Below are 25,498 nucleotides of genomic sequence, written 5' to 3' on the forward strand. Positions count from 1 at the left end.
CTAGACGTCCTGGACCGGGTTGGTCAGCGTGCCGATGCCTTCGATGGTGATCGAGACCGACTGGCCGTCCTCGATCGGGCCGACGCCCTCGGGCGTGCCGGTCAGGATGACGTCGCCGGGCAGCAGGGTCATCACGCCGGACACGAACTCGACCAGCTCGGGGATCTTGTGCACCAGGTCCGACGTCCGGCCGTCCTGTTTGAGGACACCGTCCACCTCGGACTTGAGCGCGAGATCGGCCGCGTCGAGCGAGGTCTCGATCCACGGGCCCAGCGGGCAGAAGGTGTCGAATCCCTTCGCCCGGCCCCACTGGCCGTCGGCCTTCTGCAGGTCACGCGCGCTGACGTCGTTCGCCACGGTGTAGCCGAGGATCGCGCTCGCCGCGCGGGCGGCGGGCACGTTCTTGACCGGCTGGCCGATGACGATCGCCAGTTCGCCCTCGAAGTCGACGCGGCCGACGCCGCGCGGACGGCGGATGGGCACGTTCGGACCGATCACCGTGGTCGACGGCTTGATGAACAGCATCGGGTCCTGCGGGACCTCGTTGCCGAACTCGGCCGCGTGCTTGGCGTAGTTCCGGCCGACCGCGATCACCTTCGACGGCAGGATCGGCGCGAGCAGCCGGACGTCGGCGAGCGGCCAGCGCTTGCCGGTGAAGTTGGGGTTGCCGAAGGGGTGCTCGGCGATTTCCAGTACCTGGGCGTCGTCGCCGTCCCCTTCGATCGAAGCGAACGCGACACCACCGGGATGAGCAATTCGGGCTAGACGCACTCCCCCACTGTACGACTCCTCACGCCGGGCCCTCCCTGAGGGACTTGTGCACGAGCGCGTCGCACAACGCCAGCCAGCTCGCTTCGACGATGTTGCCGTGCACGCCGACGGTGGTCCACTCGCGCTCTCCGTCGCTGGTCTCGACGAGCACGCGGGTGACGGCGGCGGCGCCGGGGTGGCCGGGCAGGATCCGCACCTTGTAGTCGGCCAGCTCCACACTGTCCAACCAGGACAGATGCGGGCTGAGCGCCTCGCGCAGGGCGGCGTCGAGCGCATGCACGGGGCCGTTGCCCTCGGCGGTCGCGATCACCCGCTGCCCGGCGACGTGCACCTTCACCGTCGCCTCGGACACGACCTCGCCGTCGGACCGGTGGTCGAGCACGACCCGGTACGACTCGAGTTCGAACGGCGGTTCGTCGAGGACGTCGCTCTGCGGGCCGTCGACCTCCCGCCGCAGCAGCAGTTCCAGTGAAGCGTCCGCGGCCTCGAAGGACCAGCCTTCGGATTCGAGCCGCTTCACCTTCTTCACGGCGCTCGTCAGCGCCTCGGGCTGGCCGGCAAGGTCGACCCCGAGCTCACGTCCCTTGAGCTCCAGGCTGGCCCTGCCGGCCATCTCGGTGACCAGTACCCGCATGTCATTGCCGACATAAGCTGGATCGATGTGGTTGTACAGCAACGGATCCACCTTGATCGCGCTCGCGTGCAGTCCCGCCTTGTGGGCGAAGGCCGACGCCCCTACGTAAGCCTGGTGGGTGTAGGGGGCGATGTTCGCGATTTCGGCAAGGGCATGGGAGACCCGGGTGAGCTCGGCGGCGCCTCCGGTCGGGAGCACCTCCATCCCGAGCTTGGTCACCAGATTTCCCGTCACGGCGAACAGATCGGCGTTACCCGCCCGTTCGCCGTAACCATTGGCGGTGCACTGGACGTGCGTCACGCCGGCCTGCACGGCGGCGACGGAATTCGCCACCGCGCAGGAAGTGTCGTCCTGGCAATGGATTCCGAGCCGGAATCCGGTCCTTTCCTTGACCTCGCGGACGGTTTCCGCGAGGCCGAGCGGCAGCTGGCCGCCGTTGGTGTCGCACAGCACGGCGACGTCGGCGCCCGCGTTCACTCCCGCGTCGAGCACCTTCAAGGCGGTGTCCGGGGAGAACGCGTAGCCGTCGAAAAAGTGTTCCGCGTCAAGGAAGACGCGACGTCCTTCGCCGACGAGGAACGCGACGGTGTCGCGCACCATCTCGCACGCCTCGTCGACGTCGACCCGCAGCGCGCGTTCGATGTGCCGCAGGTCCGATTTGGCCACCAGGGTGACCACCGGCGCCTGGGAATCGAGCAGGGCCCGCACCTGCTGGTCCTGCTCGGCCTTGGCACCCGCCTTCCGCGTCGCGCCGAAGGCGACGAGCGCGGCGTGGCGCAGTTTCAGTTCGCCCGAAGCCGCGCGGGCGAAGAATTCCGTGTCCTTGGGCAGCGCGCCCGGCCATCCGCCTTCGATGAACCCGACCCCGAGATCGTCGAGCAGCCTCGCCACCGCCAGCTTGTCCGTGACGGAATAGGAGATCCCCTCGCGCTGCGCGCCGTCGCGCAACGTCGTGTCGTACAGGTGGAAGGCGTCGCCGAGCGGCGTATCGGCGGGCTCCTTGCGGGTCACGGGAATCTCCTCGTGGTGGGGCAAAACGTGTTCAGGCAACAAAAAAACCTCCCGCATGGGTGCGAGAGGTTGCGCGCCGGGGGCTCTTGTGGAGCTGTTATCCGGCGCGCTCGGCGATAATGATGGTGCAGGAGGTCACGGACGCATCATGGCACACGCCCCGGCGGGCGTCCACAAGCCGGGCGAAAGATTCCACACTCCGGGACGCGCTTCCGGGCCGCCGGCGTTGCGAAAGCCACTTTCGCAACGTTGAAGGTTGCGAAAGTGGCTTTCGCAACACGCGGAGCGATGTCCCATCGGCTGTGTCGCGAAAGCCACTTTCGGGACACCAGGCGTCGCGAAAGTGGCTTTCGCGACACACCCTCCAGGTCGCCAGGCCCCGAAGTACGTGAAGGCCCCCTTCACTGCGTCCAGCGCAATGAAGGGGGCCTTCACGTACTTCCAAGAACTACTGAGTGACCGGGCGCACGTTCGACGACACCAGGGCCGCCAGCCGGTCACCGATCGCGTGCGTCGCACCAGGCGATGCCTGGTCGCGGGTCGCGAGGTCGAAGGCCACCGAGGCCTCGATCCGCCGCGCCGCCTCCTTCTGTCCCAAGTGGTCCAGCAGCAGCGACACCGACAGCACCGCGGCGGTCGGGTCGGCGAGACCCTGGCCCGCGATGTCCGGCGCGCTGCCGTGCACCGGCTCGAACATGCTCGGGTTCCGCCGGGTGATGTCGAGGTTCCCGCTCGCCGCCAGCCCGATGCCACCGGTCACGGCCGCGGCCAGGTCGGTGATGATGTCGCCGAACAGGTTGTCGGTCACCACGACGTCGAAACGGGACGGGTCGGTCACCAGGTGGATGGTCGCGGCGTCCACATGGGAGTAGGCGACGGTCACCTCCGGGTGCTCCAGCGAGACCTCTTCGACGATCCGCGACCACAGCGAACCCGCGTACTCCAGCACGTTCGTCTTGTGCAGGAGCGTCAGGTGCTTACGCGGCCGCGCCTCGGCCCGGTTGAACGCGTCGGTCACCACGCGCCGGACGCCGAACGCCGTGTTGACGCTGACCTCCGTCGCGATCTCGTTCTCGGTGTCCTTGCGCAGCAGGCCACCGTTGCCCGCGTACGGGCCTTCGGTGCCTTCACGCACGACGACCATGTCGATCTCGCCCGCCTCGGCGAGCGGTCCGCGCACCCCCGGGTACAACCGGGCGGGACGCAGGTTCACGTGGTGGTCGAGCTCGAACCGGAGGCGCAGCAACAGCCCGCGCTCCAGGATGCCGCTCGGCACCGTCGGGTCGCCCACCGCGCCCAGCAGGATCGCGTCGTGCTGACGGAGTTCACCGAGTACCGACTCCGGGAGCAGCTCGCCGGTGGAGTGCCACCGGGCGGCGCCGAGGTCGTAGTTCGTGATCTCCGCAGTCGGTACGACCTCACCGAGCACCTTGAGCGCCTCGGAGACCACTTCGGGCCCGATCCCGTCTCCTGGGATCACCGCGAGCCGCATCCACACACCTCCGTAGACCAGGCCACCGGCAGTCCGGATGGCCCATCCGCAAGAAAACGCCAGCAGCGGAAGGTTACCGGCCGTAGCCCGGTAGCCGTAGCCGCACCACCCTTATGCCGGAATCTCCCACAGAGCGAGACAGCCGAAAGGGTGAAAACGAGAAGGGACGCCCTGGCGGAAAGCATGCCGCCAGGGCGTCCCTCACCTCATCGAACGCGGATTACCGCACTACCGCGTCAGCCCACACCGATCGGCTGACGTCCGGTGTGCCGCCCGCCGTTGCCCGGCCGGTCGACACCGGAGTTTCCACCACCGGCGTTCGTCTGGATCTTCACCACGTTCGCCCGGTTGCCCGAGGCGTTGTGGTGCTCGATCGCCAGCAGGCCCAGCACGGTGTCCTGCGCGGCCGCGTTGCGGTTGACCACCAGCGCCGTGCCCGGCTTCGCGACGTAGCCCAGCGCGGAGTCGCCGCCGCCCTGGACGGTGTACGCGGGAGCCAAGGCGTCGAACGAAAGCGGCGTGCCGACGTAGTCGATCGTCGACGAGTCCGCACCCGGCGCCGCGTAGAACCCGGAGGTCCCGACGGTGTAGCTGATCTTGTGCGACGCGGCGTTCGGGTCGATGCCCAGTGCCGCGATGCTCACCGGCAGCACGACGACGTTGGTGTCGTACACGTTCGTGTCGACGTCGCCGAGCTGGCCGTTGATCGGCTGGATGTCCACCTGCGGGAAGCCCGGCTTCAGCGCCACGGTGACCGCCACGAGGACGTCGGTGGACGTCACCTTGGTCACATAGGTCTCGAAGTCCGGCTGCCCGTCGCCCGTGGTGTCGATGTCCACGAACGGCGAGGTGTTGCTGCCCAGGTTGGCCAGGTCGCTCCAGGTGGTGAGACCGAAGGCCAGCAACGCGTTCTCCGGCTCGCCCTGCGCCTTGGCAAGCGGGGCCGTCGACGCCGCGCCGATGTAGCGCAGGTCGGCGCCCTTGGCCGTCTGGTTCAGGGTGCAGTCGGTGGTGACGTCGCCGTCGCACTCGGGCAGCTGCGGGGATTCCGCCTGCAGTTCGAGCACGCTGATCAGCGAGCGGTACCGCTGCGGGCCGGTGCCCTGGTCCACGCCCTTGCCGGTCAGGTTCAGCACGGCCTGGGTCTGGCCGGCGCCGAAGTTGACGTTGCCCGGGGTGTTGATGGACGAGACGGGCTTCGGCGCGGAGTACACCGCGAGCCGCAGCGGAACGGTCGTGCCGCTCTTCGGGGTGAACGCGATCCGGCCGGAGGCGTCCGCCACGAACTGCCGGGCGAGGCCGACCTGCGTCGCCGCCATGGTCGGGTCCATGACCTTGCGGAGCGCCTTGGGGTCGGCGATCTTCAGGGTCACCTTCACCAGCGCGATACCGCGCGGGCTCAGCTTCACCGTCGGCTTGTCCACTGTGTACTCGACACCGGGGAGCGAGTTCACGGCTTCGTAGCCCACCGAGTACTCGACCGGCTTGATGCCCTTGTTGACCACCTTGACCGTCTTGGTCAGGGTGACCGGGCCGCCCGCTTCGACGACGCCGAAGTTGACCGAGACGAAGCCGGGGTTGTCGACGACGTAGGCCAGGACCTGGTTGTCCAGCGCGGCCTTCGCGTCGATCCGGCCGCTGCCGACGCGCTGCGGCCCGTAAACGCGGCCCGAAGCGTCACGGATGTCGTGACCGGCGGTGTTGACGACCGAGGCCTTGACCTCTTCGACCGACCAGTCCGGGTGCGCCTGACGGATCAGGGCGGTGATACCCGAGGTGTGCGGAGCCGCCATCGAGGTCCCGGAGATGACCAGGCGACCGGCCCCGCTGCCGCTCAGCGCGGACGCGATCGAGTCACCGGGCGCCGCGACGTCCGGTTTGACGGCCGGGCCGCGCCCGCCACGCGAGGTGAACGAGCTCGGGGTGTCCACAATGGACTGATCGGTGGTCGGCACGGACACGCGGCCCTTGCCGGTCATGCGGACCTGCAGCGTGCCCGCGGCCACCGCGGGACGGACCGAGGCGGTCGCGCTGCCGGTCAGCTGGAACGTCGGCAGGGCCGCGTTGCCCGCGATACCGGCCGTGAAGTGCTCCAGCGTCGACGAGAACAGCGCGCCCTTGGCACCGGCGGCCTGCGCGTTGTTCGAACGGGCACCGGAACCGCAGGCGCGGGTCGCGTCGTTGTCGTCCCATTCGAGGAACACGATCTTGCCCGCGGCCTTGGCCTTGTCGGCTTCGGAGTACGGCTTGCAGCCCGCGGCGTTGTCGGCCGACAGCGTGACCACCGGCGCGGTGACGTCGAGCGTGTCGTAGGTCGCGTAGTTCTGGCTGAACTGGCCGGTCTTCGCGCCCTTCACACCGTCGGGAGCGACGGCTTCGACGGCGTCGCGAAGGACGGACGCGTCACGGCTGCTGGCGACGGTCAGCGCCTCGGGCGTGTTGCCCGGCGCGCCGCCGACGTCGTTGAGGTCGCCACCGTTGCCCGCGGAGAACACCGGGACGACGTTGTTCGCGGCGATCTTGCGCACGAACAGCGAGTCCGGGTCGTCCGGGGTGGCGAAGTCGCCGCCCAGCGACAGGTTGACCACGTCGAGGTGGTCGGTGAAGTCGCCGTCGCCGTCCGGGTCGAGCGACCAGTCGAGCGCCTGCGAGGTGACGTTGGTCGAACCGTCGCAGCCGAAGACCTTGATGGCGTACAGCAGGGCCTTGGGCGCGGTGCCCGGGCCGATCTGCATCGCTTCGATCTTCTTCTTGTTCAGCTTCTTGTAGTCACCGGTGAAGGTCTTGCCCGCTTCGTCCACACCGAATCCGGCGACCGTGCCCGCGACGTGCGTGCCGTGGTGGCCGCACGAGATCGGGTTGGGGTCCGGCTTCGGGGTGTTGAGGGCCGGGTCGTCGCTGCCCGAGTCGTAGGCGTCGCCGACCAGGTCGATACCGCCGACGACCTTGTCGGTCGGGAAGGCGGGGGTGGCCTGGTCGCGGTTGATCGCCTTGTACGCCTCGGCCGTGCCCGGCCCGCCGAAGGTGGCGTGGGTGTAGTCGATGCCGTCGTCGATCACGCCGACGCGGATGCCGTCGCCGTAGCGGCCGGTCTGCTGCCAGGAGGCGAGCGTGTTGGTCAGCTGGACCGCGCTGGAGTTGGTACGGGTCTTCGGCACGACCTTCTTGACCGAGACGACGTCCGGCCGCTTCGCCAGCTCGCGGATCTTCGCCGCGTCGGCCGTGACGACCGCGCCGGCGACCGCGTTGGCGGTCTGCGTGACCAGCTGGGTGCCGGCGTCGGCGGCCTTGAGCTGCCCGACGACGGAGTTCACCGTCGCGGCGGCGTCGGCCTTGGCGTCCTTCGCGGCCTTCTTCGCCTTTTCCTTGCCCGCGCCCTTGTTCTGCTCGGCGTTGAAGGCGTCGACGGCGGGCTGCTTGGCCAGCTCGACGAAGGCGGTGATCTTGCCCTGGGCGGCCTTGAGCTTCGGCTCGACCTTCCCCTGGAATCCGTTACGGTCGATCTTCGCCGGCGTGACGCCGTCCGCGAGAGGGACATCCTGCGCGGCTGCGGACGCCCCGGTCACGGACGTCACGAGCAACGCGGCGAAGACCGCGGCCGACGAGCGGATCGCCCATCGGGGTACGCGGGATCTGTTCATGAGTACGTGCCCTCACTCGAGGCCTGGACTCGGAACCTGCCTGCCGCTCGAACACACCCCCGACGGTGAGCCCCGGCGCCGCGCCGTGCCCTTGACGACGCGATGGTTCGGCCTCGCCGGAAGAACCTATCCGGGGACCAGCCCGACTTCAGTAGGCATTTTTCACCGTTATTGAATCTTGCTCTGCGATCCCGCGAACCCCGCACATACAACGACCGCGGTTGGTCGACTAATTGCGAAATGCGCGTGAAGGCCCCCTTCCCTCGGCTGAGCCGAGGGAAGGGGGCCTTCACGCGTAATGGGAGGTCAGCCGAAGTTGACCGCGCGGATCGTGTGCGCGCCCACGGTGGCGCCGATCGGCTCCAGCAGGTGCGAGTCCACGGAACGGTCCACGCGCAGCAGCATGACCGCGTCCGCGCCGTCGGTGGTCTGGCTGATCTGCGCGGCCTCGATGTTGAGCCCCGCCTCGCCGAGCAGCGTGCCGACGCGGCCCATGATGCCCGGGCGGTCCGGGTACTCGAGCAGCAGCACGTTGCCCTCGGCGCGCAGGTCGAAGTGGCGGCCGTTGACCTCGACCAGCTTCTCGACCTCGTCCTTGCCGGTGACCGAACCGGACACCGAAAGGGTCGAGCCGTCGGCGTGGACCGCGCGGACGGTGACCAGGCTGCGGAACTTGGGGCTTTCGGTCTCGGTGACCAGATCGACCTGGACACCCAGCTCTTCGGCCACGCGCGGCGCGTTCACGAAGGTGACCTGGTCCTCGACGACGCCGGAGAACACGCCGCGCTCGGCGGCGAGCGGCAGCACGCTGACGTCCTCGGCGGCCAGCTCGCCCTTGACCACGACGGTGACCGAGGCCGGGGCCTTCGGGTTCAGCGCGGTCAGCACGGTGCCGAGCTTCTGGGTGAGCGAGAGGTACGGCCGGACGTGCTCGCCGACCGTGCCGCCGCCCGCGACGTTCACCGCGTCGGGCACGAAGTCGCCGCGCAGCGCGAGCAGCACGGACTTCGCGACGTCGGTGCCCGCGCGGTCCTGCGCTTCGGCGGTCGAGGCGCCGAGGTGCGGGGTGACGACGACGTTCGGCAGGCCGAACAGCGGGCTCTCGGTGGTGGGCTCGGTGACGAACACGTCGATACCGGCGCCGCCGACGTGGCCGGAGCTGACCGCGTCCGCCAGCGCCTGCTCGTCGATCAGGCCACCGCGCGCGGCGTTGACGATGATGACGCCCTGCTTGGTCTTCTTGAGCGCCTCGGCGCCGATCAGGCCCTTGGTCTCCGGGGTCTTCGGCAGGTGGATGGAGATCGCGTCGGCGCGCTCCAGCAGTTCGTCCAGCGTGACCAGCTCGATGCCGAGCTGCGCGGCGCGGGCGGCCGAGACGTAGGGGTCGTAGGCGATGAGCTTGGTGTCGAAGGCGGCGAGCCGCTGCGCGAACAGCTGGCCGATCTTGCCGAGGCCGACCACGCCGATGGTCTTGCCCTGGATCTCGACGCCGGAGTAGGCGCTGCGCTTCCACGCGCCGCCCTGGAGGCTCTGGTCCGCGGCCGGGACCCGGCGGGCGACGGCGAGCAGCAGCGCGACGGCGTGTTCGGCGGCGGAGACGATGTTCGACGTCGGCGCGTTGACCACCAGGACACCGCGTTCGGTGGCGGCGGGGACCTCGACGTTGTCCAGCCCGACGCCGGCGCGGGCGACGACCTTGAGCGAGGTGGTGGCACCGAGGACCTCGGCGTCGACCTTCGTCGCGGACCGCACGAGCAGCGCGTCCGCCGTCTTCACGGCCTCGAGCAGCGCGGGGCGGTCCGTGCCGTCCACATGCTGGACCTCGACCTCGTCGGAGAAGACGCTCAACACGGAGGGGGCGAGCTTCTCGGCGATGAGGACGACGGGCTTGTTCGGCTTGGTCACGATACGGCTCCCACTATCTGGTCTGTGCCTGCGACTCACTATTGGTCGGTCACGCCGTTGTGCCCGGTTGCGCCGCAGTTTAGACCTGGTGACAGGGGATTGTTAACTCGCCCGTAATCCCGCGAAAACGAGATCGAGGAGGCGTTCGAGCCCCTTGTCACCCGAAAGGTGTTCGCTGGCCCAGGAAAGGGCGTGCAGCATCACCAGGATTTCGGCCACTGTGACGTCCGCCCGGAGCTCCCCTGCGGCCTTTGCCCTTTCCACCAGGTGGGACACCTGGTCCCGCATCGCGTGACAGGAGGCGTAGAGCGGCGAGGTCTCGTCGTTGAGGACGTCGACCATCAGTTCGGGTAGTCCTCGGTAGCGCGCCGACTGTTCACCCATCCCGGCGAGCCAGGCCTTCAGCGCGTTCAGCGGTTCCGGGGAGTCCAGGAGTTCGCGGGCCGCGGCGGCCTGCGCGTCGAAGCCTTCGCGGAGCACCGTCTCGACGAGGGCTTCGCGCGTCGGGAAATGCCGATAGAGCGTCCCGATGCCGACACCGGCCCTGCGGGCGATCTCTTCCAGCGACGCCTCGACCCCATGCGCGGCGAAGGCACGCCTCGCCTCTTCGAGGAGGCGCTCGTAGTTGCGCCGGGCGTCCGCCCGCAGCGGCTTCTTCTCGGTGTCCATCGCGCTCCCGAGCCTAGTCTCGACAAATCGGAGGCAGCCTCCGTATAGTCGGCGGCGTAAGCGGAGGCTGCCTCATGTTAGCTGGGGAGACGAGAGAATGACCTTGATCGAAGAAACCCGGGAGCGGCTGGGCCCGGTGGGTGTCTGGCTGCCGGTCGGCATGTTCACGCCGACACCGGACGAGGAACGGCGGGCGGTGCAACGCCTGGAGGAGCTGGGTTACCGCTCCGTGTGGGGCGGCGAGGGGCCGGGGAACCGGGAGTTGTTCGCGTACAGCGCCATCACGCTCGCCGCCACCGAACGGGTGGTGGTCGGCACCGGGATCGCGAACATCTGGTCACGGCCCGCGTACACCGCCCACAGCGGCGGACGGACGCTCGCGCAGGCCTTCCCGGGCCGGTTCGTGCTCGGCGTGGGGATCGGGCACTCCTATCAGGCGGAGAAGGCGGGCTCGGATTACCGGCCGCTCGAACAGACCCGCGACTACCTCACGGCCATGTCCGCGGCTGCGGAAGAATTCCCTTCACCGGTACCGTTCCCGCGTGTCCTAGCCGCGGTCGGGCCGAAGATGCTCGAACTCGCGCGGGATCTGGCGGACGGCGCTCATCCGTTCGCCCAGCCTTTCGAACACACGCCGTACGCCCGCGAGATCCTCGGCCGGGACAAGCTGCTCATCCCCACCCATTCGGTGCTGCTCGGCGACCGCGAACAGGCGCGGGCGAGCGTGACGAGGGACATCGGGCTGATGAAGCAGTACGACATCCAGCACTACTTCAAGGGCTGGAAACGGCTCGGCTACACCGACGCCGACATCGACGGCGTCAGCGACCGGCTCGTGGACGGGCTGATCGCGTGGGGCGACGAGGAACGGATCGCCGGGCGGATCAAGGAACTCGTGGACGCCGGCGCGGACACCGTGCTCCTCCATCCCGCCGGTGACGATCTTCAGTCCATAGTGGATCAGCTGGAACGGCTGGCCCCGGCACTGACGGCGGTGACCCGATGAGCGTCGGCATCTGGACGTTCTCGTTCGACGGCAAGGAAATCGGCGAGGTCCGCGAGGCGGCCGCGGAGGTCGAGGAACTCGGCTTCGACACGCTGTGGTTCGGGGAGTACCTGGGCCGGGAGGCGTTCACGCAGGCGGGGCTGCTGCTGGCGGCGACGTCGCGGCTGACCGTCGCCACCGGTATCGCGCGCTTCTCCCATCGGGCACCCGTCGCGGCGGCGGCCGCCGAACGGACCCTCGCCGAGGCCTATCCGGGCCGGTTCGTCCTCGGGCTGGGCGGTCACCTGCCGGGCGCGAAACCACTGGAGGCGATGCGCGGCTATCTCGACGAAATGGACGCGGTCGAACTGTCCACACCGGACTCCCCACGCCGGCGCGTGCTGGCCGCCCTGGGCCCGAAGATGCTCGCCTTGGCCGCGGAACGCACCGATGGGGCGCATTCGTACTTCGTCCCAGTCGAGCACACCGCGCTGGCGCGGCAGACCATCGGGCCTTCGGCCTACCTCGCCGTCGAGCAGGCCGTCGTCCTGGGATCGGACCGGGAGATCGCGCGGCGGCACGTGTCGACGTACCTGGGCCTGGCCGCCCACCATCGGGCGAATCTGCGGCGGTTCGGGTTCACAGAGGAGGACTACGGCTCCGACAAGCTCGTGGACGCGCTGGTCGCCGTCGGGGAGGACGCGATCTCCGCGCGCGTCCAGGCGCATCTGGACGCGGGCGCGGACCACGTCTGCCTGCAGGTCCTGACCGGGGACGACCGGATCCCGCTGGCCGAATGGCGGGTTCTGTCGGGGATCGGGGGTAGCGTGCGGGAGCGTGACGTCACCGGCTGAACTCGCCTTCGAAAAGGCACGGGAACTGATCGACGCGCGAGACCTCGCCGGGCTCGCGCGCCTGATCGGCGACCTGCCCACGCTCGTCCACGCCCACGGGCAGAACGGGAACGACCTGCTCGGCATGGCCGCCGCGACCTGCGACGAGCGGCTGTGCCGGATCCTGCTCGACCACGGCGCCGATCCGGCTTCGGCCAACGTGCACGGCTGGACGGCGTTGCACCAGGCCGGGTACGCCGGGCTGCCGCTGCTGGTCTCGATGCTGCTCGACGCGGGCGCGCCGGTCGACGTCCCGGCCCGGGGCGACGGCGGCACGCCGCTGGTGGTCGCGCTGTTCTGGGGCCATCGCGAGGCGGCGGAACTGCTGGCCTCGCGCAGCGTCTCCCCCGGCAACCTGCGCGTCGCCGCCGGGCTCGGCCGGGCGGACCTGCTCGACGAGCTGCTCGCGCCGGACGGCACGCTCTCCCCCGCGGCCGGCGCGCATCGCGAATTCCACCGCCCGCACAGCGGTTTCCCGGAATGGCGGCCGAGCGACGACCCGGCCGAGGTCGTCGACGAAGCGCTGTCGTGGGCTGCACGGAACGACCGGTCCGACGCGATGCGGACCCTGGTGGCGAGGGGCGCCCGGGTGGACGCCGACGTGTACCGCGGCACGGCGCTGACCTGGGCGGCCGCTCAGGGAAAGGCGTCGGCGATCAGGACCTTGGCGGAGCTCGGTGCTTCGGTGAACCGCCAGGGCACCTTCGGCGGGCTCTCGCACGGAGAAGGTGTCACGGCGCTGCACCTCTCCGTGCAGGGCGGGCATGTCGACGCGGTGCGGGCCTTGCTGGAGGTGGGGGCGGATCCTTCGCTCAAGGATTCGCTGTACTCGTCGTCGGCCTTGGGGTGGGCCGAGCATTTCGAGCAGACGGAGATCGCGGCGGTGCTGCGGGGCTCCTGATCGCGCGCCCAGCACGTGGGCACCCGCCCGCGCGAGTGTCGCGAAAGCCACTTTCGCGACGCCAGACGTCTCGAAAGTGGCTTTCGCGACATCCGGGGGAGGATCCGCCGCCGCCACCTGCCGCCGCCGCGTTGCGAAAGCCACTTTCGCAACGTTGAAGGTTGCGAAAGTGGCTTTCGCAACCTCCGCGGCAGGCGGCACGAACGGCTGTCCCGATCCTGACGACGCTTGGCCCACCGGAACCTCGCCGCAAGTACGACGCTCGCCGAACAATGGACCCCATGCGAGCGATCAGCCAGAACCGCCTCGGCGGCCCCGAAGTCCTCGAACTCGTCGACGTCGAAAGGCCCGTCCCCGGCCCGACCCAGATCCTGGTCCGGGTGCACGCCGCCGGCGTCAACCCGGTCGACTGGAAGACCCGCGAGACCGGCGGTATCGGCCCGATGGGCGATCCGCCGTTCATCCTCGGCTGGGACGTGTCCGGCGTCGTCGAGGAGGCCGGCGCGGGCGCGTCCCTGTTCTCCCCCGGCGACGAGGTCTTCGGCATGCCGTCGTTCCCGTTCCAGGCCGGCGCGTATGCCGAGTACGTCGCCGCGCCGAGCCGTCACTTCGCGCGTAAACCGTCCACTTTGGACCACCTGCACGCGGCCGCGGTCCCGCTCGCGGGGCTGACCGTCTGGCAGAGCCTCGTCGACACGGCGGACATCCAGCCGGGGCAACGGGTTCTGATCCACGCGGCGGCGGGCGGGGTCGGGCATCTCGCGGTCCAGATCGCCAAGGCGCGCGGCGCGTACGTGATCGGGACGGCCAGCGCGGCCAAGCACGAGTTCCTCCGCGGTCTCGGCGCGGACGAGCTCATCGACTACCGCACGACGGACTTCGCCGACGAGGTCCGCGACGTCGACGTCGTCCTCGACACGATCGGCCTGGAGTACGGGCCGCGGTCGCTCAAGACGCTTCGCCGCGGCGGCAGGCTCGTCCAGCTCACCCGCACGAACGACGAGCGGATGCCGGAACTGGCCGAGGCCGCCGGAGTCACCGCCGGGTTCACCCTCGCCGAGCCGGACCGCGCCGGACTGCTCGCGCTGGCCGAACTCGTCGACAGCGGACGCCTCAAGCCGACCGTCGACACGGTGTTCCCACTGGAAGAGGCAGCGAAGGCCCAAGAACTCGTCGCCGCGGGGAAGACCACGGGGAAGGTCGTGCTGTCCGTCGCCGAGTGACCGGTGGGCAAGTGGAGTCTGTAGTCCGTATCGCTCCAGGCGGACCACACCCGCGAGGCCTTCGGCGGCGGGATGAACGTGCGCATGAACAGGGCGGATGTCCTGATTCACGGGACGACTGACCCGGAGGTGATCGTCGCCGAGTATCGCAACGTCGGCGAAGCGCTGGGCACCGCGAAATCCTTCGACATCGCCGATATCCAAATCCTCCGCGTGCGCGACGATCTGTTCGCGCGGCTCTGGGCGGCCAGCGCGGCGGACTCCATCCGAGTGATCAGCCGGCCGGGTGGCAACGGCCTCGTCGGCGAGCGCGTGAACCCGGTGGCGAGTCCGGATCCGCCGGATCCCGCCATGAGGGAGGAACCGATGACGAGCATCCGGTCGAAAGCGCGTGGAGCAGTCTCGGCGGCGGTGATGGCGATCGCCGCGGGGGCGCTGGTCTCGATGGCACCGGCCGCATCCGCGTCGACCCAGGCCATCCCACCCGACTGCAGCGTGTGGCGGAGCACGGGCTCCTGGGCGGTTTCGTCGAAGTGCACCCAGCGCGCGCACCGAGCCGCGGCGGAGTGCCGTACCTACACCCAGCCCACGTACCGGTGGTACTTCGGCGCGTGGGCGAACAGGAACGAGGTGTCCACAGTGAACTGTCCGCAGGACACCACGGGTCTCCGACGGATGAGCGTGGATTACCCGGACTGATCACGGGCGAAGGCCTCAGGACAGGCCGAATGTCCACAGTCGACGGTCGTCGGCTGTGGACATCTCGGGCCGGCAGGCTAATCGCGGGCTTCCAGCAGGCCCGCCGCCCGCGCGGTCCGCTGATACAGCACATAGCGCCCGTCTCTGACCTTGGTGACGAGGCGTGCGCGGTGCAGCGCGCCGAGATGGTAGGACACGGTGCCGGGGGTGTATCCGAGCCGGCCGGCGAGTTCCGCCGTGGACCGGGCGGTTTCGAGGTCCGCCAGTATGGCCGCGCGGGCGTTGCCGACCACTTGCGCGAGGTTTCCCGGCCTGCGGTCCCGGCCGGTTCCGACTCGCTGGGCGGGGTAATAGAGGACAAGCTGGCCGGGGGTGTCGACTTGGATGATGACGTCGGGCCAGTTGAGCACTCCGGGTGCGAGGACCAGGTCCCGGCCGGCGCCGTCGATCTCGCCGTCCCACGTCTTCTCGATGGTGACCGCGTCGCCGGACCAGGCGATGTCGGGGTGGAGCGTTCCGAGCATCCGGCCGACGCCGTGGGTGGCGATGCCCGTCGCGCGATGGGCGATGTCCTGATCGATGATCGAGCGCAGGTCGGGCCAGCCCTCGGAGAGGGTGTCCCGCCAGAACCGGGCGAGACCGTTGGCGAGGCGTCGCTGCATCCGTCCCGATTCGGCGATCCGGCGGGTCTCGGCCTCCAGCGGCCTGCTCCAGTGGGTCCGGGTGTAGTGGAAGACCTGGCTTTCGAGGTCGTCCTGCGCGACCGCCTCGATCCGCGCGATCTGTTCGTCGAGCAGGTCACGGCGCTGCGTGTCCGTGCCCGGCTGCGGGGTGAGCAGATCGGGTGTGTAGGTGTCGCCGTCGCGCGGCAACAGATCCGCGAGCAGGGCGACGTCCGGATGGGCGAGTGAAGCGCGGGCGAGTGGCCCGGGGTCGCCGAACACCGGGTGCCGTCCTGACGCGGCGGTGAGTTTCAGCCACGCCAGGGATTCCGCTGCGGGGGACGGTGAAAACCGTGTCCTGGACACCGTGTCGGCGTCGACACGCAACGTGAGCACCACGTCGACGGTAGCAGTCTTCGCGACGGATTTGAACGGGCTCGAATCCTTTCCGATGCGAGGTCCATCCGGGGTTGAGTGGTGTCACCGAACAAAACGAACCTGGGAGTGATCGTCCATGGTGAGATCGACGAAAGCGAAGAGCCGTATGAGGAAGGTCGGTGCCGCCGTCGCCGCGGTCGCGTCGGCGGGCGGGATGGTCTTCGCGGCGCCACCCGCCACTGCCTCCGTCGCCACTTACCCCACCAGCACGTTCCGGATCGAGGTGGGCGCGAGCTACTACAAAGGCACGGTCACCTGGTACAACCGGTCGGTCGGCGTCAACGGGGCGTTCAAGGCCTCCGGTTGCCGCCGGGTCTACGCGGAGGCCAGGGCCGGATCGACGTGGCTGGGCTGGCAGAGCTCCAGCACCTGGTGCGACGAATCCGGACCGGCGCCCCTCACCGTCAGCGCGGACATCGACGGCGGGGCCAACAAGGTCTACGTCTGGATGACCACCGAGAACTACCACGAAGGCCTCGAATACTTCACCTGCTTCCGCAGTTTGAGCGCTTGCTCCGGTCCTTTCGTGGGAACGCCGCCGGACAACTGACCGACCGGGTCCACACCGAGAAGCACCGACAAGGAGGGTCCACTTGAACATCCGTTCCCTGGCCACGGCAGCGGTTTTCGCACTGATCGCCTGCCTGCCGGCCGCCACCCCCGCGCAAGCGGCGACATCGGTCACCTTCACCCCGCAAACGATCTCGGTACCCAAGCTCCCGGAAACGGGTGTCGTGCACAGCGTCACTCCCGTGGGCACCGTTTCGCTGGACATGACCGCCACGCAGACCGCCTACGTGGTCTCGAAGATGCGGGTCAACGACGCCACCATCCGCAGCCTCTTCGACAACGAGATCGTCTGCCGGGGCCCGGGCGGCTGGAGCAAGAACATGGTGATCGGGCAGAACGTCTACGACAGGAACTCGGGCTCCCCGAACCAGGACGTGACGCTCTACACCCGCTTCCTCGTCCACCCCGGCGTCGCGGGAACGGTCACCTGCACCGCGAACGTGCGGGGCAACTCGCTCAGCCCGACCAGTGACGCCACCTACCGCTTGGTCAGCGGGTACCTCACGTTCGCCGACACCTCGGTCACCAATGCCACCGACGGGCAACCGGTGCAGTCCAGCGTGAGCACGGGAGTCCGTGGTCTCCACGCCGATTCCCGCGAGGTGCGGGAGCCCACGACCGGCTACTTCACCCTCCCCTCGACCGTGCAGGGCCTCAACGTGGTGGGCGACGTCGAGCTGCAGGTCTGCCTACGGGGCATCACCTGCGACAAATACAAGTCCACAGAGGTGAAGTTCACGCTGTTCGTCAATCAGTGGAAGGCGGACGGCACACTCTGCAAGACCGACGACAGCATCCAGGTCACGCATGAGGTGCCGTACTGGGTGCACCACAAATACGTGCCGCTCAACAAAGCGGACTTCACCGTGAGCAAGGCACCGGGCTGCGTCCCCCGGTTCAACGCCTACGTCAAGGCCGAGTGGCTGGGCGGCGAGGCCGCCGGCATCCAGGGAACGGCCACCGGACTCACCGACTCGGAAGGCTCGGCCACCACGCACGACTCCGACATGAGCCACGCGTACGTCCTGCCTTATTGATCGGACTGGGCGGGCAGGTCGAATTCGCCGTCCCGGACGCCTTTCACGAAGGCGTCCCATTCGGTCGGCGTGAAGACGAGGATGTGGCCGTCCGGATCCGAGGCTTGGCGCATCGCGGTGTAGGTGACGCCGTCGGTATGCGGCACCAGCGCGTACTCGGCGCGGTCTTCGAGGTTGGCACCTTCGGGTTCCGCCCGGATCCACACCGCGTCGCTCAGGTCCAGATCGGGCCTGACATGAGCCTTGTCGTCCACCGGCTGCTCACTCATGGTGTCCACGCTATCGCTTTCCGATACGCAAAACGAAGGGGCCCTTCGCGATGAAGGGCCCCTTCGTGGTGACGACTAGGCGGTCTCGGTGATCGGCCGGTCCACCCACGACATCAGGTCGCGCAGCTTCTTGCCGGTCTCCTCGATCGGGTGCTGGTTGCCCTGCTCCTCGAGCTTGGTGAAGTTCGGCCGTCCGGCCTCGTCCTCGGCGACCCATTCGCGGGCGAACGTGCCGTCCTGGATCTCGCCGAGGATCTTCTTCATCTCCTCCTTGACCGCCGGCGAGATGACGCGCGGGCCGCGGGTCAGGTCGCCGTACTCGGCGGTGTCGGAGATCGAGTAGCGCTGACGCGCGATGCCGCCCTCGTACATGAGGTCGACGATCAGCTTCAGCTCGTGCAGCACCTCGAAGTAGGCGATCTCCGGGGCGTAGCCGGCCTCGGTGAGCACCTCGAAACCGGTCTGCACCAGCGCGGAGGCGCCACCACAGAGGACGGCCTGCTCGCCGAAGAGGTCGGTCTCGGTCTCCTCGGTGAAGGTCGTCTTGATGACACCGGCGCGGGCGCCACCGATGGCGGCCGCGTAGGAGAGCGCGAGCGCCTGCGCGTTGCCGGAGGCGTCCTGCTCGACCGCGATGAGCGCCGGGACGCCCTTGCCGTCGACGAACTGGCGGCGGACCAGGTGGCCCGGGCCCTTCGGCGCGACCATGGCGACGTCGACGTTCGACGGCGGCTTGATCAGGTCGTAGCGGATGTTGAAGCCGTGGCCGAAGAACAGCGCGTCGCCGTCCTTGAGGTTCGGCGCGATGTCCTGCTCGTAGATGAAGCGCTGCTTCGTGTCCGGCGCGAGGATCATGATCAGGTCGGCTTCGGCGCTGGCCTCGGCCGGGGTGAGCACGCGGAGACCCTGCTCCTCGGCCTTGGCCCGCGACTTCGAGCCCTCGGGCAGGCCGATGCGGACGTCGACGCCGGAGTCGCGCAGGCTCAGCGAGTGCGCGTGGCCCTGGCTGCCGTAGCCGATCACGGCGACCTTGCGACCCTGGATGATCGAAAGGTCCGCGTCGTCGTCGTAAAAGATTTCCACTGCCATGAGGGGTACTACTTCCTTTCCTGACTTACAAAGATTTCTAGCGGGCGGAGGTGGCGGTGATGGACCGGGCGCCCCGGCCGACCGCGACCATTCCGGACTGGACCAGTTCGCGGATGCCATAGGGCTCCAGCATCCGCAGCAGGGCACCGATCTTGTCCGACGTCCCGGTGGCTTCGACGGTGAGCGCCTCGGGCGACACGTCCACCACCTTCGCGCGGAAGAGCTGCACCGTTTCGAGGACCTGGCTGCGCACGGTGTTGTCGGCCCGGACCTTGACGAGCAGCAGTTCACGCTGCACGGCTGTGGACTTTTCCAGTTCCACGATCTTGATGACGTTGACCAGCTTGTTGAGCTGTTTGGTCACCTGTTCGAGCGGTAGCTCCTCAACGGCGACCACGATCGTCATCCGGGACACCTCGGGATTCTCCGTGGGCCCGACGGCGAGGGATTCGATGTTGAAACCACGCCGGGAGAACAGTCCGGAAACCCGCGCGAGGACACCGGGCTTGTTCTCGACCAGAACGCTCAGGGTGTGCACGCTCATCGGGCGTCTCCTTCTGTCGCGGCGTTCAGCTCCGCCTCGGCGGCGACCTCGTCGTCGTCGAAGAGCGGGCGGATCCCGCGCACGGCCATGATTTCGTCGTTACCGGTGCCCGCGGCCACCATGGGCCACACCTGGGCATCCTTCCCCACCACGAAATCGATCACGACGGGGCGGTCGTTGATCTCCATGGCGCGCCGGATGGTGGCGTCGACGTCCTCCTTGGTCTCGCAGCGGAGCCCGGCGCAGCCGAGCGCCTCCGCGAGGAGGGTGAAGTCGGGGATGCGGTGCTTGTGGGTACCGAGATCGGTGTTGGAGTACCGCTCGGAGTAGAAGAGGTTCTGCCACTGGCGGACCATGCCGAGGTTGCCGTTGTTGATGACGGCGACCTTGATCGGCGCGCCTTCGATGGCGCAGGTGGCCAGTTCCTGGTTCGTCATCTGGAAACAGCCGTCGCCGTCGATGGCCCAGACCTGCTTGTCCGGCACGCCGAACTTGGCGCCCATCGCGGCGGGGACGGCGAAGCCCATCGTGCCGAGACCGCCGGAGTTGATCCAGGTGCGCGGGTTCTCGTACTTCACGAACTGCGCGGCCCACATCTGGTGCTGGCCGACGCCCGCGGTGTAGACCGCGTCCGGGCCGACGAGCGAACCGATGCGCTCGATGACGTACTGCGGCGAAAGCGTCCCGTCCTCGGGCCACTCGTAACCGGCCGGGTAGTCGTCGCGCCAGGCACTCGCCTGCGTCCACCAGTCCTTCAGGTCCGGCTTCGCGGACTTGTCGGTCTCGGCGCGGACGGCCTCGATCAGCTCGGTGATGATCTCCGCGCAGTCGCCGACGATCGGCACGTCCGCCTTGCGGTTCTTGGAGATCTCGGCGGGGTCGATGTCGGCGTGGACGACGGCGGCGTCCGGCGCGAACGAGGACAGCTGCCCGGTGACGCGGTCGTCGAAGCGGGCGCCGAGGGCGATCAGCAGATCCGCCCGCTGCATCGCGGCGACGGCGGCGACCGAACCGTGCATGCCCGGCATACCGAGGTGCTGCGGGTGCGAGTCGGGGAACGCGCCGCGCGCCATCAGCGTGGTGACGACGGGGATCCCGGTCAGCTCGGCCAATTCCATCAGCTGACGCGAGGCGTCGGCCTTGACCACGCCGCCGCCGACGTAGAGGACCGGGCGCCGCGACTTGCTGATCAGCCGCGCGGCCTCGCGGACCTGCTTGCCGTGCGGGCGCAGCGTCGGCCGGTAGCCCGGCAGCCGCATCTCCGTCGGCCAGGAGAAGGAGGTCATCTCCTGCAGGACGTCCTTGGGGATGTCCACCAGGACCGGGCCGGGGCGGCCGGTCGAGGCGAGGTGGAAGGCCTCCGCGATGGTGCGCGGGATGTCGGCCGGGTCGGTCACCAGGAAGTTGTGCTTGGTGATCGGCATCGTGATGCCGCAGATGTCGGCTTCCTGGAAGGCGTCCGTGCCGATCAGCGCGCGGGACTGCTGCCCGGTGATGGCGACGACCGGGACCGAGTCCATGTTCGCGTCGGCCAGCGGGGTGACCAGGTTGGTCGCGCCGGGACCCGAGGTGGCCATGCACACCCCGACCTTGCCGGTGGCCTGCGCGTACCCGGTGGCGGCGTGGCCGGCGCCCTGTTCGTGGCGGACCAGGACGTGGCGGACCTTCGTCGAGTCGAGCAGCGGGTCGTACGCCGGGAGAATGGTGCCGCCCGGAATACCGAACACGACCTCCGCGCCCACCGCTTCGAGCGAGCGGACGAGCGACTGCGCGCCCGTGACCCGCACCGGGGTCCCGGCGGGCGGCGCCGGCTTGGGTCGGGCACCGGTGGTACCGGCGTTCGCATCAGCTCGCGAGGTGGCACTAGTCATCGCTGTTTGCCTCGTCTTGTCTAGTCACTCGTTCGGGTATTCATTGGCTGGTCGGGCAAGTGAAATTGTTCCAGGCAACAAAAAACCCCCGCCGACCGGAGTGGTCGCACGAGGGTCGCGCGTCGACGCAGCGGAGACTTCCCTAAGCGTCGACGCGCTTGGGAAGTACGAGGCCGGTCTGCGTTGTCACGAGAGTGAAGCTAGCCGGTCGCCGTCAAGAGTGTCAACTCTGCGGGACGGCGATTCCGCATGCTGGACACCTCCGCCGCGTCGCGCGACCCGCGTTCGGGGCGTTCGAGGCGGCGGTGCACCATCTTTGACGTGGCAGAAGAAAAGCAGCAGGAACAGGCGAACGAGGCTCCCAAAGCCGTCTTCAAGATTCCGAACACGGCGTTGCTGGCGATCGCTTTCCTCGTCGTCTGTGTGACGCCTGTCGCGTTCGGCGAAGTGCCGTATCTCCAGTGGCTCTACATCTTCCCGATCGCGCTCGCGGTGTTCGTCATCCGGACGCGCACGACGGCGACGGCCAAGGGGCTGGAGGTCCGCACGATGTTCGGGCGGAAGGATCTGCCGTGGACCTCGCTCAAGGGCCTCGCCATCACCGACAAGGCGAAGGTGCAGGCGGTACTTAAGGACGAGTCCAAGGTCCCCCTTCCCGCCGTGCGCACCCGTCATCTTCCGGTGATTTCGCTGGTCAGCGCGGGCCGCATGGCCGATCCCTCCGGGCTGACCGACGACATCGGCAAGGCGCCGGAGAAGACCGACGATTCCGGGGAGTAGGATTGGTAGGACCAGTTTGGCGCTCGTTCGCCCTGGTCCCCATCCCGAACCTTGGAGTCAGCCGTGCCTCAACTCCGTTCCCGGACCACCACCCACGGCCGCAACGCGGCGGGCGCCCGCTCGCTCTGGCGCGCCACGGGAATGACCGACAGCGACTTCGGCAAGCCGATCGTCGCCATCGCGAACTCCTACACCCAGTTCGTGCCGGGGCACGTGCACCTCAAGGACCTCGGCGAGATCGTGGCCGGCGCGGTGAAGGAGGCGGGCGGGGTCGCCCGCGAGTTCCACACGATCGCCGTCGACGACGGGATCGCCATGGGGCACAGCGGAATGCTGTACTCGCTGCCCTCGCGCGAGATCATCGCCGACTCCGTCGAGTACATGGTGAACGCCCACCAGGCCGACGCGCTGGTCTGCATCTCCAACTGCGACAAGATCACCCCGGGCATGCTGAACGCCGCCATGCGGCTGAACATCCCGGTGGTGTTCGTCTCGGGTGGGCCGATGGAGGCCGGGAAGGCCGTGGTCGTCGGCGGGGTCGCGCAGGCACCGACCGACCTGATCACCGCGATCGCCGCGTCGGCCAGCAGCGAGGTCGACGAGGACGGGCTGTCCATTGTGGAACGCTCGGCCTGCCCGACCTGCGGCTCGTGCTCGGGCATGTTCACCGCGAACTCGATGAACTGCCTCACCGAGGCGCTCGGGCTCTCCCTGCCGGGCAACGGTTCCACCCTCGCCACGCACGCCGCCCGCAAGGCGCTCTTCGAGGATGCCGGGCGCACGGTCGTCGAGCTGTGCAAGCGCTGGTATGAGCAGGACGACGAGTCCGCGCTCCCGCGGTCGATCGCGACGAAGAAGGCGTTCGAGAACGCGATGGCCCTCGACATGGCGATGGGCGGTTCGACCAACACGGTGCTGCACATCCTCGCCGCCGCGCAGGAGGGCGAGGTCGACTTCACCATCGACGACATCGACGCCATCGGCCGCCGCGTGCCGTGCCTGTCGAAGGTCGCGCCGAACTCGGACTACCACATGGAAGACGTCCACCGCGCGGGCGGAATCCCGGCCATCCTCGGCGAGCTGTACCGCGGCGGCCTGCTGAACACCGACGTCCACTCCGTGCACTCGCCGGATCTCGAATCGTGGCTGTCCACTTGGGACATCCGCTCGAAGGAGCCGTCGGCGCGCGCGATCGAGCTGTTCCACGCGGCTCCGGGCGGGGTCCGCACCACGGAGGCGTTCTCGACCGAGAACCGGTGGTCCTCTTTGGACACCGACGCCGCGGACGGCTGCATCCACGACGTCGAGCACGCGTACACGAAGGACGGTGGGCTCGCGATCCTGCGCGGGAATCTCGCCGAGAACGGCGCCGTCATCAAGTCGGCGGGTATCGACGAGGAACTGTGGCACTTCGAGGGCCCGGCCCGGGTGCTGGAAAGCCAGGAGGAGGCGGTTTCCGCCATCCTCAAGAAGGAGATCCAGCCCGGTGAGGTGCTGGTGATCCGCTACGAAGGCCCGGCGGGCGGCCCCGGTATGCAGGAGATGCTGCACCCGACGGCGTTCCTCAAGGGCTCGGGGCTGGGCAAGAAGTGCGCGCTGATCACCGACGGCCGGTTCTCCGGCGGTTCGTCGGGCATCTCGGTCGGGCACATCTCGCCCGAGGCCGCCGCGGGCGGCACGATCGGCCTGGTCCAGAACGGCGACCGGATCCTGCTCGACGTCCACGAGCGGCGGCTCGAACTGCTCGTCGACGAGGACGTCCTCGCCGAGCGGCGCGCGAAGATGGAGGCGAGCGAGCGTCCGTGGCAGCCGGTCTCGCGGGACCGGAAGGTCACCGCCGCGCTGCGCGCCTACGCGCGGATGGCGACCTCGGCCGACACCGGCGCCGTCCGCGACCCCAACAAGTAGCACGCATTGAGAGGACTAAATGCGCACCGGGCGCATTTAGTCCTCTCGATGCGAGACGTCAGCGGCAGAGGACGATCACCACGACCGAAGCCGCCGCGGCGAGCAGCAGCCCGATCAGCCCGAACGAGAGCGGCCGCTTCCGCCACGGGGTGTTGACGTCCAGCGCGATCCGCCCGGAGCCCGCGAGCAGCACGGTCAGCGAGGCCGCGGCAAGCAGGAGTTCGAACTCGAAGCCCTGGCCCTGTTTCTGGAAGAACCCGCCGCCGAACTTGACGTAGACGATGTTCGCGCAGACCCCGAGCAGCGCGGCGGCACCGATCGGGGTGAACAGGCCCACCAGCACGAGCGCGCCGCCGACCACCTCGCTGATCCCGGTGATCCACGAAAGCAGCGTGGTCTGGCTGGTGTAGCCGAAGCCGCCGAGCACCTTGGCGAAACCGCCGACCCCGGGTCCGCCGAAGGCACCGAAGAGATGCTGGAGCCCGTGCGCGCCCATCGTCACGCCGAGCACCACTCGCAGGACGAGCAGACCGAGATCGATACCGCCCCTGGTCTCCACCGGGGCCGGGCCGTTGTCGGGTTCGGCCACGTCCGAGATCATGCTGGTCTGGTAGTCATCGCTCACGCGCGAAGGGTAAGGGAAACCGGCCCGTCAGGCGACCGAACCGCCGGAGCGGCTCAGAACAGGGTCGCGGGTTCGATCGGTTCGGGCTCGGGCAGCGGGTCGAGACCGGGCACCAGGGCACGCACGTCGTCGTGGAACCGGCGGGCGAGCGCGGGGGCGTCGTCGTTGTCGGGCGTGTGCACGAAGATCGTCGGCGACCGGCCCTCCCGCAGCCATCCGGCGACCACCTCCGTCCACGGTTCCCATCCCCGCGCGGTCTCCTCGGCCGAATCCCGGCCGAGGTACCGCACGATCGGCCGGTCGGTCAGCGCCCGCGTGCGCCGCGGCAGCCGGGGTTTCTTGGCCCAGGCGTCCTGTTCGGCCTCGCTGACCGGCGGGCTGGAAAAGAACACCGTGGTGTCGAACGGCACCCACTCGGCGTCCGCGCCGGCGAGTGTCCCCTCCAGCAGCGAGGTCGCTTCGGTGTAGAACGCCGGGTGCCGCACCTCCACGGCACGCCGGAGGCCGGCGGGAAGACGGCGCAGGAAGCGGCCGAGCGCGTCCGCGTCCGGCGGGCCGAACGAGCCGGGGAGCTGAGTCCACAGGACCGCCCGGTCGCCGAGGGGTTCGATCGCGTCCAGGAACGCCCGCATCTCGGTCTCGACACCGGCGAGGCGCTTCTCGTGCGTGACGACCTTGGGCAGCTTGACCACGAACCGGAAGCCGGGACCGGTCTGCCGCGCCCACGCCTCGACGGTGTCCCTGGCGGGCGTCGCGTAGAAGGTGGTGTTGCCCTCGACCGCGTTGCACCAGCCGGCGTACGCCCGCAGGCGCTCCCCCGACGGCAGCGACCGCGGGACGAAGCGCCCGGCCCACGCCTTGTGCGTCCACATCGCGCAGCC

General features: G+C 68.9%; 22 protein-coding genes. 9 read left to right on the plus strand and 13 right to left on the minus strand.

What is annotated here, in order from left to right; translation table 11 throughout:
• From ACZ1DY_RS33750 to ACZ1DY_RS33775, 6 genes are all read right to left on the minus strand, one after another.
• Entirely contained in the window at positions 1 to 771 is a 771-nt protein-coding gene (locus tag ACZ1DY_RS33750; protein WP_465482101.1) for a fumarylacetoacetate hydrolase family protein, read from the minus strand.
• 19 nt (positions 772 to 790) lie between these two features.
• The gene (gene cimA, locus ACZ1DY_RS33755) at positions 791 to 2,416 is read right to left on the minus strand and encodes a citramalate synthase (protein ID WP_257484821.1); all 1,626 of its coding nucleotides are present in this window, start codon (positions 2,414 to 2,416) and stop codon (positions 791 to 793) included.
• Between the two features lie 448 nt (positions 2,417 to 2,864).
• Positions 2,865 to 3,908 (minus strand): 3-isopropylmalate dehydrogenase, encoded by a 1,044-nt coding sequence (locus ACZ1DY_RS33760; protein WP_007031599.1) that lies wholly within the window; start codon positions 3,906 to 3,908, stop codon positions 2,865 to 2,867.
• Positions 3,909 to 4,144: 236 nt separating this feature from the next.
• Entirely contained in the window at positions 4,145 to 7,549 is a 3,405-nt protein-coding gene (locus ACZ1DY_RS33765) for a S8 family peptidase (RefSeq protein ID WP_465482102.1), read from the minus strand.
• Between the two features lie 306 nt (positions 7,550 to 7,855).
• Entirely contained in the window at positions 7,856 to 9,454 is a 1,599-nt protein-coding gene (gene serA, locus ACZ1DY_RS33770) for a phosphoglycerate dehydrogenase (protein ID WP_219149318.1), read from the minus strand.
• A 102-nt stretch (positions 9,455 to 9,556) separates the two neighbouring features.
• Positions 9,557 to 10,123 (minus strand): TetR/AcrR family transcriptional regulator, encoded by a 567-nt coding sequence (locus ACZ1DY_RS33775; RefSeq protein WP_465482103.1) that lies wholly within the window; start codon positions 10,121 to 10,123, stop codon positions 9,557 to 9,559.
• A gap of 97 nt (positions 10,124 to 10,220) precedes the next feature.
• Between ACZ1DY_RS33775 and ACZ1DY_RS33780 the strand changes: the two genes are divergently transcribed.
• The 5 genes from ACZ1DY_RS33780 to ACZ1DY_RS33800 all read left to right on the plus strand — a co-directional run bounded on the left by ACZ1DY_RS33780 (position 10,221) and on the right by ACZ1DY_RS33800 (position 14,824).
• The gene (locus ACZ1DY_RS33780) at positions 10,221 to 11,129 is read left to right on the plus strand and encodes a TIGR03620 family F420-dependent LLM class oxidoreductase (protein WP_257484818.1); all 909 of its coding nucleotides are present in this window, start codon (positions 10,221 to 10,223) and stop codon (positions 11,127 to 11,129) included.
• Positions 11,126 to 11,962, plus strand: a complete 837-nt coding sequence (locus tag ACZ1DY_RS33785) for a TIGR03620 family F420-dependent LLM class oxidoreductase (RefSeq protein WP_465482104.1) — start codon at positions 11,126 to 11,128, stop codon at positions 11,960 to 11,962. Before ACZ1DY_RS33780 ends, ACZ1DY_RS33785 begins: the two co-directional genes overlap by 4 nt.
• A complete protein-coding gene (locus tag ACZ1DY_RS33790) occupies positions 11,946 to 12,902 on the plus strand; it encodes an ankyrin repeat domain-containing protein (protein WP_257484816.1) in 957 nt (318 codons plus the stop codon). The genes ACZ1DY_RS33785 and ACZ1DY_RS33790 overlap by 17 nt, the downstream gene beginning before the upstream one ends.
• 281 nt (positions 12,903 to 13,183) lie before the next feature.
• Positions 13,184 to 14,125, plus strand: coding sequence for an NADP-dependent oxidoreductase (locus ACZ1DY_RS33795; RefSeq protein ID WP_257484815.1), 942 nt, complete (start codon positions 13,184 to 13,186; stop codon positions 14,123 to 14,125).
• Positions 14,126 to 14,209: 84 nt separating this feature from the next.
• The gene (locus ACZ1DY_RS33800) at positions 14,210 to 14,824 is read left to right on the plus strand and encodes a hypothetical protein (RefSeq protein WP_465482105.1); all 615 of its coding nucleotides are present in this window, start codon (positions 14,210 to 14,212) and stop codon (positions 14,822 to 14,824) included.
• 77 nt (positions 14,825 to 14,901) lie between these two features.
• Here ACZ1DY_RS33800 and ACZ1DY_RS33805 read toward each other — a convergent pair whose 3' ends face one another.
• Entirely contained in the window at positions 14,902 to 15,882 is a 981-nt protein-coding gene (locus ACZ1DY_RS33805) for an ArsR/SmtB family transcription factor (RefSeq protein WP_257484813.1), read from the minus strand.
• A gap of 148 nt (positions 15,883 to 16,030) precedes the next feature.
• Between ACZ1DY_RS33805 and ACZ1DY_RS33810 the strand changes: the two genes are divergently transcribed.
• Both ACZ1DY_RS33810 and ACZ1DY_RS33815 read left to right on the plus strand, forming a co-directional pair.
• Positions 16,031 to 16,474: a hypothetical protein gene (locus ACZ1DY_RS33810; protein ID WP_465482106.1), complete on the plus strand. Its 444-nt coding sequence runs from the start codon at positions 16,031 to 16,033 to the stop codon at positions 16,472 to 16,474.
• Positions 16,475 to 16,517: 43 nt separating this feature from the next.
• A complete protein-coding gene (locus ACZ1DY_RS33815; protein WP_465482107.1) occupies positions 16,518 to 17,531 on the plus strand; it encodes a hypothetical protein in 1,014 nt (337 codons plus the stop codon).
• Here ACZ1DY_RS33815 and ACZ1DY_RS33820 read toward each other — a convergent pair.
• The 4 genes from ACZ1DY_RS33820 to ACZ1DY_RS33835 all read right to left on the minus strand — a co-directional run bounded on the left by ACZ1DY_RS33820 (position 17,525) and on the right by ACZ1DY_RS33835 (position 21,304).
• Entirely contained in the window at positions 17,525 to 17,800 is a 276-nt protein-coding gene (locus ACZ1DY_RS33820; protein ID WP_257484811.1) for a DUF397 domain-containing protein, read from the minus strand. The two genes, ACZ1DY_RS33815 and ACZ1DY_RS33820, sit on opposite strands and share 7 nt — an antisense overlap.
• A gap of 75 nt (positions 17,801 to 17,875) precedes the next feature.
• Positions 17,876 to 18,889, minus strand: coding sequence for a ketol-acid reductoisomerase (gene ilvC, locus ACZ1DY_RS33825; RefSeq protein ID WP_016336537.1), 1,014 nt, complete (start codon positions 18,887 to 18,889; stop codon positions 17,876 to 17,878).
• A 37-nt stretch (positions 18,890 to 18,926) separates the two neighbouring features.
• A complete protein-coding gene (gene ilvN / locus ACZ1DY_RS33830; RefSeq protein ID WP_034315713.1) occupies positions 18,927 to 19,433 on the minus strand; it encodes an acetolactate synthase small subunit in 507 nt (168 codons plus the stop codon).
• Positions 19,430 to 21,304 (minus strand): acetolactate synthase large subunit, encoded by a 1,875-nt coding sequence (locus ACZ1DY_RS33835; RefSeq protein ID WP_257484810.1) that lies wholly within the window; start codon positions 21,302 to 21,304, stop codon positions 19,430 to 19,432. Before ACZ1DY_RS33835 ends, ilvN begins: the two co-directional genes overlap by 4 nt.
• Before the next feature lie 321 nt (positions 21,305 to 21,625).
• Here ACZ1DY_RS33835 and ACZ1DY_RS33840 point away from each other — a divergent pair, with 321 nt between their 5' ends.
• Both ACZ1DY_RS33840 and ilvD read left to right on the plus strand, forming a co-directional pair.
• On the plus strand, positions 21,626 to 22,084 hold the full coding sequence (locus tag ACZ1DY_RS33840; protein ID WP_257484809.1) for a PH domain-containing protein: 459 nt from the start codon (positions 21,626 to 21,628) through the stop codon (positions 22,082 to 22,084).
• A gap of 63 nt (positions 22,085 to 22,147) precedes the next feature.
• Positions 22,148 to 23,992, plus strand: a complete 1,845-nt coding sequence (gene ilvD, locus ACZ1DY_RS33845; RefSeq protein ID WP_257484808.1) for a dihydroxy-acid dehydratase — start codon at positions 22,148 to 22,150, stop codon at positions 23,990 to 23,992.
• A 58-nt stretch (positions 23,993 to 24,050) separates the two neighbouring features.
• Here ilvD and ACZ1DY_RS33850 read toward each other — a convergent pair whose 3' ends face one another.
• Both ACZ1DY_RS33850 and ACZ1DY_RS33855 read right to left on the minus strand, forming a co-directional pair.
• Entirely contained in the window at positions 24,051 to 24,593 is a 543-nt protein-coding gene (locus tag ACZ1DY_RS33850) for a DoxX family protein (protein WP_257489909.1), read from the minus strand.
• Between the two features lie 77 nt (positions 24,594 to 24,670).
• Entirely contained in the window at positions 24,671 to 25,489 is an 819-nt protein-coding gene (locus tag ACZ1DY_RS33855) for a DUF72 domain-containing protein (RefSeq protein WP_465485742.1), read from the minus strand.
• Positions 25,490 to 25,498 lie beyond the last annotated feature (9 nt).

The organism is Amycolatopsis sp. PSD-21 (assembly GCF_055561455.1).

Coding starts and splice junctions, on each gene's coding strand:
- ACZ1DY_RS33785 (WP_465482104.1), top strand. CDS start 11,126: ATGAGCGTCGGCATCTGGACGTTCTCGTTCGACGGCAAGGAAATCGGC.
- ACZ1DY_RS33850 (WP_257489909.1), bottom strand. CDS start 24,593: ATGATCTCGGACGTGGCCGAACCCGACAACGGCCCGGCCCCGGTGGAG.
- ACZ1DY_RS33800 (WP_465482105.1), top strand. CDS start 14,210: ATGAACAGGGCGGATGTCCTGATTCACGGGACGACTGACCCGGAGGTG.
- ACZ1DY_RS33780 (WP_257484818.1), top strand. CDS start 10,221: ATGACCTTGATCGAAGAAACCCGGGAGCGGCTGGGCCCGGTGGGTGTC.
- ACZ1DY_RS33820 (WP_257484811.1), bottom strand. CDS start 17,800: ATGAGTGAGCAGCCGGTGGACGACAAGGCTCATGTCAGGCCCGATCTG.
- ilvC (WP_016336537.1), bottom strand. CDS start 18,889: ATGGCAGTGGAAATCTTTTACGACGACGACGCGGACCTTTCGATCATC.
- ilvN (WP_034315713.1), bottom strand. CDS start 19,433: ATGAGCGTGCACACCCTGAGCGTTCTGGTCGAGAACAAGCCCGGTGTC.
- ACZ1DY_RS33765 (WP_465482102.1), bottom strand. CDS start 7,549: ATGAACAGATCCCGCGTACCCCGATGGGCGATCCGCTCGTCGGCCGCG.
- ACZ1DY_RS33795 (WP_257484815.1), top strand. CDS start 13,184: ATGCGAGCGATCAGCCAGAACCGCCTCGGCGGCCCCGAAGTCCTCGAA.
- ACZ1DY_RS33760 (WP_007031599.1), bottom strand. CDS start 3,908: ATGCGGCTCGCGGTGATCCCAGGAGACGGGATCGGGCCCGAAGTGGTC.
- ACZ1DY_RS33855 (WP_465485742.1), bottom strand. CDS start 25,489: ATGTGGACGCACAAGGCGTGGGCCGGGCGCTTCGTCCCGCGGTCGCTG.
- ACZ1DY_RS33775 (WP_465482103.1), bottom strand. CDS start 10,123: ATGGACACCGAGAAGAAGCCGCTGCGGGCGGACGCCCGGCGCAACTAC.
- ACZ1DY_RS33810 (WP_465482106.1), top strand. CDS start 16,031: ATGAGGAAGGTCGGTGCCGCCGTCGCCGCGGTCGCGTCGGCGGGCGGG.
- ACZ1DY_RS33835 (WP_257484810.1), bottom strand. CDS start 21,304: ATGACTAGTGCCACCTCGCGAGCTGATGCGAACGCCGGTACCACCGGT.